15 protein-coding genes and 1 pseudogene are annotated in these 13,953 nt (G+C 44.1%); 7 read left to right on the top strand and 9 right to left on the bottom strand.

What is annotated here, in order from left to right; genetic code table 11:
- Positions 1–140 precede the first annotated feature (140 nt).
- Genes ACHZC4_RS11560 through pcnB form a run of 8 tightly spaced genes read right to left on the bottom strand, consistent with a single transcriptional unit; the run spans position 141 to position 5,849 of the window.
- Entirely contained in the window at positions 141–683 is a 543-nt protein-coding gene (locus tag ACHZC4_RS11560; RefSeq protein WP_394754001.1) for a hypothetical protein, read from the bottom strand.
- A gap of 3 nt (positions 684–686) precedes the next feature.
- Positions 687–1,388 carry a HupE/UreJ family protein gene (locus tag ACHZC4_RS11555; protein WP_394754000.1) on the bottom strand — a complete coding sequence of 234 codons (702 nt, stop codon included), beginning with the start codon at positions 1,386–1,388 and terminating at the stop codon, positions 687–689.
- Positions 1,389–1,448: 60 nt separating this feature from the next.
- A complete protein-coding gene (locus ACHZC4_RS11550; RefSeq protein ID WP_394753999.1) occupies positions 1,449–1,811 on the bottom strand; it encodes a DUF3147 family protein in 363 nt (120 codons plus the stop codon).
- A complete protein-coding gene (locus ACHZC4_RS11545) occupies positions 1,808–2,275 on the bottom strand; it encodes a methylated-DNA--[protein]-cysteine S-methyltransferase (RefSeq protein ID WP_394753998.1) in 468 nt (155 codons plus the stop codon). Before ACHZC4_RS11545 ends, ACHZC4_RS11550 begins: the two co-directional genes overlap by 4 nt.
- A gap of 47 nt (positions 2,276–2,322) precedes the next feature.
- Entirely contained in the window at positions 2,323–3,165 is an 843-nt protein-coding gene (gene panC, locus ACHZC4_RS11540; RefSeq protein WP_394753997.1) for a pantoate--beta-alanine ligase, read from the bottom strand.
- A 5-nt stretch (positions 3,166–3,170) separates the two neighbouring features.
- Positions 3,171–3,962 carry a 3-methyl-2-oxobutanoate hydroxymethyltransferase gene (gene panB, locus ACHZC4_RS11535; RefSeq protein WP_394753996.1) on the bottom strand — a complete coding sequence of 264 codons (792 nt, stop codon included), beginning with the start codon at positions 3,960–3,962 and terminating at the stop codon, positions 3,171–3,173.
- A gap of 10 nt (positions 3,963–3,972) precedes the next feature.
- Positions 3,973–4,485 carry a 2-amino-4-hydroxy-6-hydroxymethyldihydropteridine diphosphokinase gene (gene folK, locus ACHZC4_RS11530; protein WP_394753995.1) on the bottom strand — a complete coding sequence of 171 codons (513 nt, stop codon included), beginning with the start codon at positions 4,483–4,485 and terminating at the stop codon, positions 3,973–3,975.
- Positions 4,485–5,849: a polynucleotide adenylyltransferase PcnB gene (gene pcnB / locus ACHZC4_RS11525; RefSeq protein WP_394753994.1), complete on the bottom strand. Its 1,365-nt coding sequence runs from the start codon at positions 5,847–5,849 to the stop codon at positions 4,485–4,487. The genes folK and pcnB overlap by 1 nt, the downstream gene beginning before the upstream one ends.
- A 253-nt stretch (positions 5,850–6,102) precedes the next feature.
- On the opposite strand from pcnB, the gene ACHZC4_RS11520 reads away from it, so the two are divergent.
- The 4 genes from ACHZC4_RS11520 to ubiD are packed head-to-tail and all read left to right on the top strand — an operon-like array spanning position 6,103 to position 10,299.
- Positions 6,103–6,282 carry a hypothetical protein gene (locus ACHZC4_RS11520; protein WP_394753993.1) on the top strand — a complete coding sequence of 60 codons (180 nt, stop codon included), beginning with the start codon at positions 6,103–6,105 and terminating at the stop codon, positions 6,280–6,282.
- Entirely contained in the window at positions 6,283–6,747 is a 465-nt protein-coding gene (locus ACHZC4_RS11515) for an RDD family protein (protein ID WP_394753992.1), read from the top strand.
- Between the two features lie 52 nt (positions 6,748–6,799).
- On the top strand, positions 6,800–8,839 hold the full coding sequence (gene prlC / locus ACHZC4_RS11510) for an oligopeptidase A (RefSeq protein ID WP_394753991.1): 2,040 nt from the start codon (positions 6,800–6,802) through the stop codon (positions 8,837–8,839).
- Positions 8,836–10,299, top strand: coding sequence for a 4-hydroxy-3-polyprenylbenzoate decarboxylase (gene ubiD / locus ACHZC4_RS11505; RefSeq protein WP_394753990.1), 1,464 nt, complete (start codon positions 8,836–8,838; stop codon positions 10,297–10,299). The genes prlC and ubiD overlap by 4 nt, the downstream gene beginning before the upstream one ends.
- Before the next feature lie 120 nt (positions 10,300–10,419).
- On the opposite strand, the pseudogene ACHZC4_RS11500 reads toward ubiD, so the two are convergent.
- A pseudogene (locus ACHZC4_RS11500) lies at positions 10,420–11,191 on the bottom strand (ion channel).
- A 411-nt stretch (positions 11,192–11,602) separates the two neighbouring features.
- Between ACHZC4_RS11500 and ACHZC4_RS11495 the strand changes: the two are divergent.
- The 3 genes from ACHZC4_RS11495 to ACHZC4_RS11485 all read left to right on the top strand — a co-directional run bounded on the left by ACHZC4_RS11495 (position 11,603) and on the right by ACHZC4_RS11485 (position 13,808).
- Entirely contained in the window at positions 11,603–11,986 is a 384-nt protein-coding gene (locus ACHZC4_RS11495) for a DUF6632 domain-containing protein (RefSeq protein WP_394753989.1), read from the top strand.
- Positions 11,987–12,142: 156 nt separating this feature from the next.
- Positions 12,143–12,775, top strand: coding sequence for an isochorismate family cysteine hydrolase YcaC (gene ycaC, locus ACHZC4_RS11490; protein ID WP_394753988.1), 633 nt, complete (start codon positions 12,143–12,145; stop codon positions 12,773–12,775).
- Between the two features lie 454 nt (positions 12,776–13,229).
- Positions 13,230–13,808 carry a DUF1566 domain-containing protein gene (locus ACHZC4_RS11485; protein WP_394753987.1) on the top strand — a complete coding sequence of 193 codons (579 nt, stop codon included), beginning with the start codon at positions 13,230–13,232 and terminating at the stop codon, positions 13,806–13,808.
- Positions 13,809–13,953: the final 145 nt, after the last annotated feature.

The following is a 13,953-nucleotide window of genomic DNA, read 5'->3' as shown; positions in this document are numbered from 1 at the left end:
GGCCAACCATTTTGCACTACGGACTAAATTGTTTATCAAAGCTAACCAAATGGCATATGAAGAGTTGCAGAAATTACAGGCTGCGTAACATCAGTTAATTATATCAATTTGGATATAAAATACTATTGATTCTTAAGCCTTCACATCAACCCAATCACCCGATAACCACCCTTGGTATTCAAAATAACCGTAATCGGCGCCTGAGTTTTATTCTCAAAATACCAGCCATGCGGCCCTTCAAATTCAGCGGTAAAATTGCCGCTAGCCTGGCTTTCACTACCCACCTTAAAGCTTTTGAAAAAGCCTGTTTTATCGCCCTTAGGCTCGCCATGCAGATCAAAATACACTTTCGCACCGTCTGTATGCCAGGAATAATCAAGCTTTTCCCCTTTTTGCACATGAAATTTATATTCCAAACCGCTATGAACCGGAACCACCAGCGTCGTAGAATCTGTCCATTTCGCCAACTGATCTTTGCACGATGACACCAGCGGATCAACAATATCCTCACCTTGAGCAGCTAATTGCGTTAACCCCAATTTTTTGCCAAAACCCGTCGGATCAATGCCGTATTCAGCAGGCAGTACCGCTGTTATTAATATAATCACCGCCAACAACAGCGCAATAACAGTGGCTAATACCAATGATCTTAGGGATTGCACAGGCGGATTTATTTCATTCATGGCTTAACCCTTAATTAAATAGCCGGTCATTTGAAAACCGAACAGAACAAATCCGCCCGTCATTAACAGCGTATTAGTGGCCGTTGCAAACGCATAAAAACGCTGACTTCTGCGCCAAAAATTAAGTGCAATTACAATAAATACTAAGGCGATAAACTGCCCTAACTCTACGCCTACATTAAAGGCCAACAGATTTTTCCATAGATCAGCTTGCGGCAAATGAAATTTCTGCAACTTAGTCGCCAAACCAAAACCATGAAACAAACCAAATATCATCACCGCCATTTTTGTGTTCGGTTGAAAGCCCAATAAGCGCTGAAAACCACCCAGATTATCAAAACCTTTGTAAACCACGGAAAGGCCAATAATCGCATCAATGAGATAAGGATTAACGCTTATATTGTTCAATACGCCCAGTAATAGCGTTAAGCTGTGCCCTAAGGTAAATAGACTGACATACAGCAGTACATCTTTGGTGCGGAACAAAAAGAAAATCACACCGACCAGAAACAGCAGATGGTCGTAGCCAGTGACCATGTGCTTGGCACCAATATACAAAAAAATGCCTATTGCGACGCCTTGATTGGCCAGCAAAAAACGTTCGGTATTGGCATCTACACCATGGGCGAAAACGCTTGTGCTTATAAAAAACAAAGCCACCGACAAACCGATAAGCCAAGTAAGCTGATGGATAACAAAACGCATTTTTAAAGCTCCAGTTTTGTAGGTTGTAACATTGCATTTGTCCTATTTCAATAAACAGACTTACAATTTAATGCCATAGCGCGTCAATATAGCAATCATCAATAAATAACAACCGGCTGTTAACGACATGGAAAATCCCATAGTCAAATAAAACGGCGCACCTTTTTTCAATAAAATGAGTATGCTGAAAAAAAATACAAAAGACGGAATAGCAAACCAAAGAATACTGCCTGCTAAATCAGCTAGTTTATTAATATCTTTGGTATCAACATACAACCACAGCATCGCTAAAGTCGAGGTGATCGGCAATGAGGCTAATAAAGCACCTACCATTGAGCTTCGTTTAGACAGTTCCGATATAGCTACAATAATCAGGCTCGTGATAATAACTTTGATTATCGTATAGCTCAATTGGCTCATCATGAGTTGTTTTGTCGCTCCAGATTCAATAACTGTTCTTTGATTGCCAAACCACCCCCATAACCTACCATTTTGCCGTTAGAACCAATAACACGATGACACGGAATAAAAATAGGAATAGGATTTTTGTTGTTGGCTTGGCCGACTGCCCGTACAGCTTTGGGATTATCAGCAGCAAGGGCAATAGCTTTATAACTGGCCGTTTGGCCATAAGGAATAGCACACAGCAGTTGCCAGATTTTTTGCCTAAAAGCTGTGCCAGACGGTGCCAATGGCAAAGAAAATGTTTTGAGTGTACCCGCAAGATAAGCGTTGAGTTGTCTGGCGGCTTCGTCCGTTAACGCAGTTGCCAAAATTTCAGCAGATTCGGGTACCGGATCGTTATCAAAATAAACCTCGGTTATGTGGCCGTGCTGTTCTTCAATACCTATACGACCTAACTGGGTGGGGTAAAAATACAAGGGCATGGCTCACCTCTTATTAAAAACTGCGATATCTCCAGAGCGTATAAGGCTTATCGGGTAAATTGAATATTATCGATTAACCGCGTTTTACCTAATTTTGCCGCCGTTAATATCACTAATTCCCGATCATCCGCATCGGCTTTTTTTAAATCACTACTACGGCAAATATTGAAATACTCGGGATGAAAACCGGATTTATGCAAAAAAAACATAGAATCAATTTCAATTTCTTTCAACGATTGGTTGCCCGCCAGTACAGACGTGCGTGCCCTGCACAAAACCTGATACACCTTTGCAGCAGTCACCCGCTCTGGCTCGCTCAAATAACTGTTACGCGAGCTCATCGCCAAACCACTTTCTTCGCGGGCAGTTTCTACGCCAATGATATCAACAGGAATATTTAAATCCATGACCATCGTGCGAATAATAATCAATTGCTGAAAATCTTTAGCACCAAAGACAGCAACATCCGGCTGCACCATGTTAAATAATTTACACACAACGGTGGCCACTCCCACAAAATGTCCAGGCCGTGATGCGCCGCAATACACTGTAGATAAGCCGTCAACAACCACGGTAGTACGGGCACCCGGTGCGTACATATCTTCCAGGCTGGGCAAAAATACTAAATCGGTATTAACGCTAGCCAGCTTTTCCTGATCGGCGGCTTCTGTTCTGGGGTAACTGCCAAAATCTTCAGTAACCCCAAATTGGGTGGGGTTTACAAAAATACTCACTACCACGCGATCTGCATAGTTTTTGGCGGCTTCAACCAGCTTTAAATGCCCGGCATGTAAATTGCCCATTGTCGGCACAAAGGCGACACTTTCACCGGCCAGCCGCCATTTTTTTATGGCAGCGCGCAACTGCACTACTGTATTAACTGTTTGCATTAAACTTAAAAACTATGTTCAGGAGCGGGAAATTGAGTGATTTTAACTGCACGATGGTAAGCTGCAACAGCCTCTTCAATGCTATTAACATCTGTCATGAAATTTTTAGAAAATCGCGGGCGTTTAATAATGCCAATATTGAGCATGTCATACAATACCAAAACCTGGCCATCGCAGTCTACACCTGCGCCAATACCAATCACCGGAATACTGAGTTGCTCGCTGATCTGTTTGGCAAGCGCTGCGGGTACGCACTCCAAAACCAGCAAACTCGCTCCCGCTTGTTGCAGCGCGTAGGCATTCTCGCTGATCTTTTCGGCATCTGGGGTATTTTTACCTTGCACCGCATAACGGCCTAATTGATTTATCGATTGCGGTAACAAACCTAAATGGCCGCACACCGGAATGCCCTGATCCACTAAAAAACTAACGTAATCCATACGCGCACCTTCCAGCTTAACCATTTGTACGCCGCCCAGCTGCATTAATCGCGCTGCATTTTTGCCCGCCTCTTGAAGTGTGGCATAACTCATAAACGGTAAGTCACCAATAACAAAGGCACGTTGCCGCGCTTGGCTGACACAACGGCTATGATAAACCATGTCTTTAACCGAAACCGGTACCGTTGTGCTATGGCCTTGAATAACCATGCCCAGCGAATCGCCTACCAAAATAACATCAATGCCCACTTTATCCAATACCGCGCTAAAGCTGGCATCGTAAGCAGTTAAGCAGGTGATTTTTTCACCACGGCGTTTCATATCAGTTAAATCATTAATCGATAACAATGTTGTCATGGTTGCATCTTCATGAATCCAGGCGTTTTAAGCCCGCTAACGGACAGCGTTTAAGTAAGTCTTTGACATCACCTTTGCCAGCTATATTAAGCTCTGGGGCTATTTCGGATAAGGGATATAAAACAAAAGCGCGTTGGGCAAGGCCAACATGCGGCACGGTTAATTCAGCTAAGTTAATGGACTGGTCGCCATAAAGTAATATATCCAAATCCAGGGTTCTAGCACCCCAACGTTCGCCGCGTACCCTACCCTGCTCATTTTCTATGCTTTGCAGCTTATGCAATAAATCCAGCGGCAACAACTGCGTGGCCACCTTCATCACGGCATTGACATAATCGGGCTGGTCTTGAGGCCCCATGGGTGGGCTTTGATAAAAGCTTGATATTCCCAGATCTGTTACATCGTCTATAGCCGCGATGGCTTCACGGGCACGATAGAGTTGTTCAAGCGGATCGGCCAAATTACTGCCCATACCAATATAGGCGGTAATTTTAGGTGTTATTGAGTCATCTCGGTATTGCATCACTGCTCTGAAGTGTCTGTCCCTGAGTTAATCGGCGTAGTGCGTTTACGTTTATTGTATTTGCGTTTAGGCTTAGTAGCTGATCCATTACGCGGAGGTTGAGTCATGGCACGTTGTTCGGTTTCATCAGCAGATTGGTATTTGCCCCACCACTCTGCCAGCTCTGGTGATGCACTACCGGTTTCAGCACGCAACAGTAAAAAATCATAACCGGCTCTAAATCTAGGATGGGTGATTAAACGGCTGGGTTTAGAACCGACGCATACATCAAGTTTGGATTGAAAACTCCACACTTCCCGCATGGCCATAGTAATATGACGTGGTAAAGCGGTACTTTTAACCTGTTTGGCAATAATTTCGTTAGCGGCATCCTGCTGAGCCATATACTCGCCTACCCCTTGAGCCATCAGTGTCTTAGCACGCGATTGCACAGGTTCCCATAAGAGAGCTGCAAATAAGAAATAAGCCGTCACGGTTTTGCCTTCAGCGATTCTATCATCTGAATTTTGTAAGGCCCGGGTTACTAACTTCCTGGCCGCATCCCCGCTTTTGCTAATCAGATTTTTTTCAGTGCTGGGAAATAATATTTTAAATAGACCATAATGACTTAACATTTCGAAGGTTTGCAATGCATAACCCGACATAAAAAGCTTTAGGGTTTCATCATAAAGACGCGCACTGGGTATACTGCTTAATTGATCGACAACACTGTGAATCCCTTTTTGGCACTCGACATCCAATATAAAGCCCAGTTTAACGGCAAAACGCACCGCTCTTAACATGCGCACCGGATCTTCACGTAGCCGTGTCTCAGGATCACCGATGAGTTTTAGCGTGCCTGAATTAAGGTCAGCCATGCCGCCGACATAATCAAGCACCGCAAAATCTTTCAGCCGATAGTACAAGGCATTGACAGTAAAATCTCTGCGCCAAACATCTTCCTCAACAGTGCCGTAGATGTTATCGCGCAACAAGCGCCCTTCCCTGTCCAGAACTTGCAAATCATTCAGTTGCTTGTTGCCATCACCGCGAAACGTCGCCACTTCAATCACATCCCGACCAAAATGAACGTGCGCCAAGCGAAAACGTCGGCCAATAATGCGGCAGTTACGAAAGATGCGTTTGATTTCATCAGGATTGGCATCTGTTGCCACGTCGAAATCTTTGGGTTCTCTGCCCAATAACAAATCGCGCACACAACCGCCGACCAAATAGGCTTCATGACCTTCTTTTTGCAGGCGATACAATACCTTCAAGGCATTTTCACTGATTTGCGCCCTGGAAATAGTATGCTCTGATCTGGAATAAACTCTGACCTGCTCAGCAACTGTCTCGTCAACAAGCTCAGCGTCATGCTTAGCCAAATTAATAAATTTTTTGAAGAAATTTAGAATAACTTTAACCCTTAGTTGTTTTGTTCATCATGGGGCAATAATACCACTGGAGCACATTCTAGCCCAAAAGGTAGGTTTCTTTAATATTTGTTTCTAATATAGTAGAATCAGGCACTGATTTATCAGTAATCCTGACACATAACCGTTCATAAAATAAAGTCAGGTAAACCCTTTTTTAAAACATCTGTACAGGATTTCATCCGTACACTTGACAGGAAACATTATGTTCAAAAAGATTCTTGATGGCTTTATCAACCAACCCTTATTAACCAGCCTTTTTTTAGCCGATTTTTTCGTGCTATTGTTTCATAGGCCGCCGTTTTTATTCTCGCTGGTCATGATGGGTGCGCTGGTGGCAATGGCGATGTATTTTGGTCAAAAACTCATGTTGTTTAAAGCTTAATTGTCTGGTTTATCGTTAAAGAAACCAAAAAACTCAGGTGTAGAGATTATCTCCCCACCTGGTTTTTGGCGGCGTATGGCCGCCATTATTTATGATTTTTTGCTCCTGCTGGCAGTTTTATTTTTGGCTACTGCATTATTATTGCCTTTTAATGCAGGCGAAGCCTTCACCTCTCGCCAGATTTTATATCCTCTGTATTTATTGCTTATCAGCTTTGGGTTTTATGGCTGGTTTTGGACACATGGTGGCCAAACCTTAGGCTTACGCGCCTGGAAACTCAAAGTGCTGACTCTCGATCAAACTCCCCTCAGCTGGTATCAGGCGTTCTTGCGTTTTATTGCGGCGCTGTTATCTTGGCTAGTGTGTGGACTGGGTTTTATCTGGATAATTTTTGATAAAAAAAAATACAGTTGGCATGACCGACTTTCCAAAACCGCCATTTTTCCACAGTCTAACATCAAATAAGCTTACATTCGTTGATAGCCCGTAAAATCACAGTTACCACCCGGTTATAATTATGACAAATCCACTACTCGATTATTCAACTTTACCGCTATTTTCCAAGATTAAACCCGAACATGTCGAACCTGCGATAGATCAACTATTAGCCGATGCGCGTGCGGTTGTCAAAAAGCATCTGCAAGCCACGAGTGATTACACCTGGGAAAACCTGATTGACCCTTTGGAAGATGTTGATGATAAGCTTAATAAAGCCTGGTCACCGGTCAGCCATATCAATTCGGTGCTTAATAATGACGAATTACGCGCAGCTTACAATGCGTGTTTGCCCAAGCTCAGTCAATACAGCACCGAAATGGGCCAAAATGCCGAGCTGTTTAACGCTTATCGCAAGATTGCTGAAAGCGAGCAGTTTAAAAGCCTGGACACTGCCCAGCAAAAAATCATTACTAATGCGCTAAGAGATTTCAAGTTATCCGGTGTGGATTTAGATGCTGACAAAAAGCAGCGTTACCAGGATATCAGCCAACAGCTGTCAAAACTAGCCAGCACTTATGAAGAAAATCTCATGGATGCCAGTAATGCCTGGACAAAATTAATTGCCGATGTAGAAGATTTAGCGGGATTGCCCGAATCAGCGCTGGCGCAAGCACAACAAGCAGCCACTAACGAAGATAAAACCGGCTGGCTGCTTAGCCTGCAATTTCCGTCTTATTCCGCCGTAATGACGTATGCCGATAAACGTGAGCTGCGCGAAGAGGTGTATACCGCTTTTTGCACGCGCGCTTCCGATAAAGGCCCAAGCGCCGGTCAATGGGATAACTCCGACATCATGGAGCAAATTCTGGCGTTGCGTCATCAGAAGGCGCAACTGTTAGGCTTTAATAATTACGCTGAACTCTCGTTAGCCACCAAAATGGCCGACACTGCCGATGAAGTCGTGGGTTTTCTGCAAGATTTAGCCGTTAAATCCAAACCTCAAGCCCACACCGACTTAGCTGAACTACGTGCTTTTGCTCAGCACCGTTATAACATGATCGACCTTCAACCGTGGGACATGGGCTATTATTCGGAAAAAATGCGTGAGCATAACTATAAGTTTTCCGAAGAACAGGTAAAAACTTATTTTCCTATTACCCGCGTGTTACCGGGTTTATTTGCTATCGTCAATAAATTGTATGGCTTGCAAATCAGCGAAATTACCGACTTTGACAGCTGGCATCCTGATGTGCAGTTTTTTCAGATTCACGATAAAACCGGCCAGTTACGTGGCCAGTTTTATATTGATTTATACGCCAGAACCAAAAAGCGCGGCGGTGCCTGGATGGACGATTGCGTTAACCGCAAAAAAACCGCTAACGGCATACAAATACCGGTGGCGTATTTGACCTGTAACTTTTCATCGCCAACAGGCAACGATCCGGCATTATTGACCCACGACGAAGTTATCACCTTGTTTCATGAATTTGGCCACGGCTTGCACCACATGCTCACGCAGGTGGATTATTTGGGCGTGTCGGGTATACATGGTGTGGAATGGGATGCAGTGGAATTACCCAGCCAGTTTATGGAAAACTGGTGCTGGGAACGCGAAGCGGTAGCATTAATTTCCGGCCATTACCAAACCGGCGAGCCATTGCCACAAGACTTGTTCGACAAAATGATCGCCGCCAAAAACTTTCAGGCCGGTATGATTATGGTCAGGCAATTGGAGTTTTCGTTGTTTGATTTCAAAATTCACCTTAATTACGACCCTGAAAAAGGCGGGCGTATTTACGAGATACTGGAACAGGTTCGCAATCAGGTATCTGTGGTTAAACCGCCTATTTTCAATCGTTTTGCGCATGGCTTTTCACATATTTTTGCCGGTGGTTACGCAGCAGGTTATTACAGCTATAAATGGGCAGAAGTGTTATCCAGCGATGCGTTCTCTTTGTTTGAAGAACTGGGCATTTTTAACGAAGATACGGGCAATGCTTTCTTAACACAGGTACTGGAAAAAGGCGGCAGTAATAATGCTATGGATTTATTTGTAAACTTCCGTGGCCGCAAACCCAATATTGATGCGCTGTTAAGGCACAACGGCATTGCCGCATGAAGTATAAAGACCTGCGTGATTTTATCGCGCAACTGGAAAAGCAAGGTGAACTAAAGCGCATTAACGTGCCGGTTGATCCTTATCTGGAAATGACCGAGATTTGCGACCGTACCTTAAAAATGGGCGGGCCTGCGTTGTTGTTTGAAAATCCTACCGGCTACAATATTCCTGTGCTGGGTAATTTATTCGGTACACCGCGCCGTGTGGCAATGGGTATGGGCGCGGAATCGGTGACTGAATTACGCGGCATTGGTGAATTGCTCGCGTATTTAAAAGAACCGGAGCCACCCAAAGGCATGAAAGATGCCTGGGAGAAGTTTCCGATTTTTAAGCAAGTCTTAAATATGGCACCCAAACTGGTGAGTTCGCCGCCGTGTCAGGAGGTGATGCGCCAAGGCGACGAAATTGATTTAAGTGTGTTCCCCATCCAAACCTGTTGGCCGGAAGATGCTGCACCGCTGATTACCTGGCCGCTGGTAATTACCAAAGGCCCGAATAAAGAGCGGCAAAATCTGGGCATTTACCGGATGCAGGTGATTGGCAAAAACAAAGTCATTATGCGCTGGCTGGCGCATCGTGGTGGGGCGCTGGATTTTAAGGAGTGGCAAAAAGCCCATCCTGGCCAGCCGTTTCCGGTTGCTGTCGCTTTGGGTGCAGACCCTGCCACTATACTCGCGGCGGTTACACCGATACCGGATTCGCTGTCGGAATACGCCTTTGCAGGCTTGTTACGCGGCAGCAAAACCGAATTGGCCAAATGCCTGCTCAGTGATTTGCAAGTGCCGGCCAGTGCGGAAATTGTTTTTGAAGGTTTTATCTACCCCGATGAAACCGCAGCAGAAGGCCCGTTTGGCGATCATACCGGCTATTACAATGAGGTCGATCATTTTCCTGTGTTTACCATAGAGCGCATCACTCAACGTTACGCGCCCATTTACCATAGCACTTACACGGGCCGTCCACCCGATGAACCGGCGATATTAGGCGTAGCTTTAAACGAAGTGTTTATTCCCATTCTGCAAAAACAGTTTCCGGAAATTGTCGATTTTTATCTGCCACCGGAAGGTTGTTCGTACCGCATGGCGGTTATCAGCATGAAAAAGCAGTACGCCGGACATGCCAAGCGCGTGATGCTGGGGACGTGGTCTTATTTACGACAGTTTATGTACACCAAATTTGTGATTGTAGTGGATGACGATGTGGATGTGCGTAACTGGCAAGATGTGATCTGGGCGATTACTACCCGTATGGATCCGGCCAGAGATTTAACTATTCTGGAAAACACGCCAATTGATTATCTGGATTTTGCATCGCCTGTTTCTGGATTGGGTTCTAAGGTAGGTTTTGATGCTACCAATAAATGGCCAGGGGAAACCACGCGAGAATGGGGACGCACGATTGCTATGTCGCCGCAAGTGATTAAAAAGGTGGATGAGATGTGGGAGTCTTTGGGGATATAAAAATTTAATCATGGCAAAGTGGAAAGTGCTTAAATTTCGGGTTATGAAATAAGCCTTGCCAGCCTAACGGTATCGTCCGCTTTGCATGAATGTCTGTCTTTTAACGGGCAGAATTAGCGCTTACTCTATGGGAAGCACGGTATCAAAATACTGATAATCAAGAAAGCGGTCCCCGTTCGGATCATTTGTCAGCATGTCTGCAAAGCGATAGTTCCATAGAATTTCCTGTGCCAAATAATTATGCCGGGCATGAATAGTGTAGGCAACTGTTTCGTCCACCAACCAATGAGACAATAACAGCGGCCTTGCCTGCAATGAGGGCATCTGATGTCATTCCAAATAACGGGCTGTTTTCATCTATGACATGCCTGACTGTCCAGGCGAGATTGAAGCTGGAAGTACGCTGGCGTAGCAAATTAAGCTCATAAAAACGGCGAATAGATTCACCTTCTCGGGTTACCTGGTCAATCGATAAATCGACATTAATTCTTGCCTCCACTATCTGGTTTCGGCGTTTATTTGCTGCCCTGAAAGTCAATGTCGGAATACCATTATGTTCTGAAATAACAGCGTTATGGGTAAAAATAACCTTGGCGTTAGGTTTTGTAAACCGGGCAAAGGTCAAGCCTGTTACCAAAGCAATTACCAGTAAGCTGATAAGGGCTTCTAGCGTCACTACGGTATTGGCGTAAAATGTCTTAGGAGCAATCGTGCCATAACCAATGGAAGCCAGTGTTTGTACGCTAAAAAAGAATGCATCAGCAAAAGAACCTGGTTTTGCGCCCGCCAAGCAATTCCCCCCAGCTAGATAAAGCAGCGCAAAAAAAATGTTAATTCCAACATAACCTAATGAAACCACCAAGGTAAAACCCGCCCAAGGAATGGTTAACATAAAATGATAAGGATCATGCAGATACGAATACCAGCCATCTCTGTCGTCAATTTCTAATCTGCCGTCCAGAATGTTGACTTTGGCGTAGCGCCTTGGGAGATTAGTTTTAATCATGCTTTTTGGTTTAAATTTCATAAGACCTCATGATTGCTTATTATTTAGAACAATTATTAATGACATAATAAGTATTTAGGTCGCTTTTTAAAAGGCTCAACGCTTATAACCTTTAACATGCTGTCCCATGATCAGACTTGGCCGCAAGAGTTATTCGTGCAACGGTAGATATTGGCCAATTTAAAATTGACCTTAAAATCAAGCTTGACAACCCGAAATTACAGGACAAAATAAAATTTAAAGATAGAAATTAATTTGTTAGCAATCATCAGGCGAATAAAACCTCAAGAGGTCAATATGACACCCGATCAAAAACTCAAATATCTTAGTGTGGCTCTTTGGATTATTGGCGTTATTTTTATTTTCGGCATTTATGCCATGATGATGTGGATTTGGCCATCCGGCTGGGGCTGGGAGCCTCGTCAACCGGAAGACGAGCAGATGATTATGGGCATATATGCCACGTTGGGTGTATTCCTCATCCGCGCCGCAAAAAACCCAATGCAACACCTGAGCCTGATATGGTTCACCATCTGGGTAAATATCGTGCATGGCGCAATTATGCTGGTTCAAGCTATTGCAGATGAAAACGAACGGGCAAACCTGCTTGGGGATGTTCCGGCACTATTTTTGGTCGCCATTGTGTTGTGGATTTTGATTCCCAAAAGTCAGGATGCATAACTGCGGATTACTAACAAAGAACTTGTGTCGAGTACACCGCCTGATGCGCTTTTTAGAAGCCGCCGAGTTGTTGCGTTATGCGTCTTTAGTCAAATCTTGACTAAGTGTTCCGCTTCAGTTGGTAGCCCCATCTTCATAACAATAGGAGAATAAACCATGGCCGTTCCCTATAAAAAACTCAACAAAGATGATGCAGCCCTGTTAATGGTTGACCATCAGTCAGGATTAATCTCGTTAGTACAGGATTTTACCCCTGATGATTTTAAGAACAGCGTTATTGCTTTAGCGGATATCGGTAAATTCTTCAACTTGCCGACTATTCTAACCACCAGTTTTGACGATGGCCCAAATGGCCCCATTGTGCCGGAACTGGTTGAGCGTTTCCCCGATGCACCTTTTATCCATCGGCCAGGTCAAATCAACGCCTGGGATAATGAAGATTTTGTGAAAGCAGTTAAAGCTACCGGACGTAAGCAACTCCTCATTGCCGGAGTAGTGACTGACGTATGCGTAAGCTTTCCTACCCTATCTGCCTTGGAAGAAGGTTACGACGTATTTGTGGTCACCGACGCTTCCGGCACTTTCAACGTCACCGTGCAGCAAGCCGCCTGGGCAAGAATGTCGCAGGCAGGCGCACAATTGATAAATTGGTTTGCGGTAGCCTGTGAGCTGCAACGCGACTGGCGCAATGACATGGAAGGCTTGGGCGCGCTGTTATCCAATCATCTACCTAATTACCGCAACCTGATGACCAGCTATTTTAAAGTGCAAGATGCCAGGAAAAAATAAGCTAAAACTGGCATGGATCAATTCGATCTATACGGACAAACTATTCTGCAATACTTTGTAATAACAAGCTATTAGGAGGTTTTTTTATGACACCTAATCTTATTTTTCATAATGATTTACACCAAGCGTTGCTTGTGCGATTCATGGCATTCATCACCACGGCCACGAGCATGCTGCTACCAATGAATACTCCATCGGCATTACAAGACCCATTTTAGGGAAGTTTGGGCTGCACCTGTTTTGCTTTCTAATACTGTTCGATTAGCTTCGATGACATAATAAATGCCCTCATCTTGAGTAATCCATCATTCCTAGTTACGCTACAGATGAGTTATACTGAGCCTGCTTTATAATCCATGAAGTTAAGGCATCTGTGACTTATTTCGTAAAATAAAGTAACGAAAAAACTCTATTAACTAACAAACCCCATAAATTTAATGCAGGAAACTGAACAATGAAAACCTCCCTATGGAAAACGGTTTTTTTAAGCGTGTCTTTGTTGTCAACAGCGTCAGTAGTCTATGCGGATAACTGGAAGACAGAAGGCCTTTATCAGGTAAAAGACGGTTTGGTTAAAGATCCTAAATCAGGGTTGATGTGGATGCGTTGCAGTGTTGGGCAGAAGTGGGATGGATCGCAATGTCAAGGTGCAGCAACCTTGTATTCGTGGGAAAAGGCAATGGACATGCCAGAAAAATTTGATTATGCAAGCTATAAAGATTGGCGAGTACCTAGCCATAATGAATTAAAATCTTTGGTATATTGCACTGACGGGCAGATAAATAAGCTTGATAAACAGCACAGCCAATGTGGTGATGATTACGCTGTCCCCACTATTGTGCAAACGGCATTTCCTCAAACACCTGATAGCTGGTTTTGGACATCATCCCCAGAAACTGATGATTGGTTTTGCGTCTTTCCGTATACTCTTTTGGGTAATTTTTCATGGGTGGTCAACTTCAGCAACGGCTTAGATGTCCCAAGCCATAGGGATGATAGTGGTTACTTACGCTTGGTACGTAATGGCAAATAAGCTAAAGTTTTAAATGATCAATTTTCCTTTGAGAGCACACTATAGGATGTGTTAATCTTTTAGAATCGCTATGTTTGCCCGCTTGCTAGAAAACAAACTTAAATCATCAGCTAAACTTAAACTTATGAGGAAACAAATTATTCGC

It is taken from the genome of Crenothrix sp. (genome assembly GCF_043729335.1).
In the GTDB taxonomy this organism is placed as follows: domain Bacteria; phylum Pseudomonadota; class Gammaproteobacteria; order Methylococcales; family Methylomonadaceae; genus Crenothrix.
Note: the sequence above shows the minus strand (reverse complement) of the source record. Positions and strands in the feature narration are given on the sequence as shown.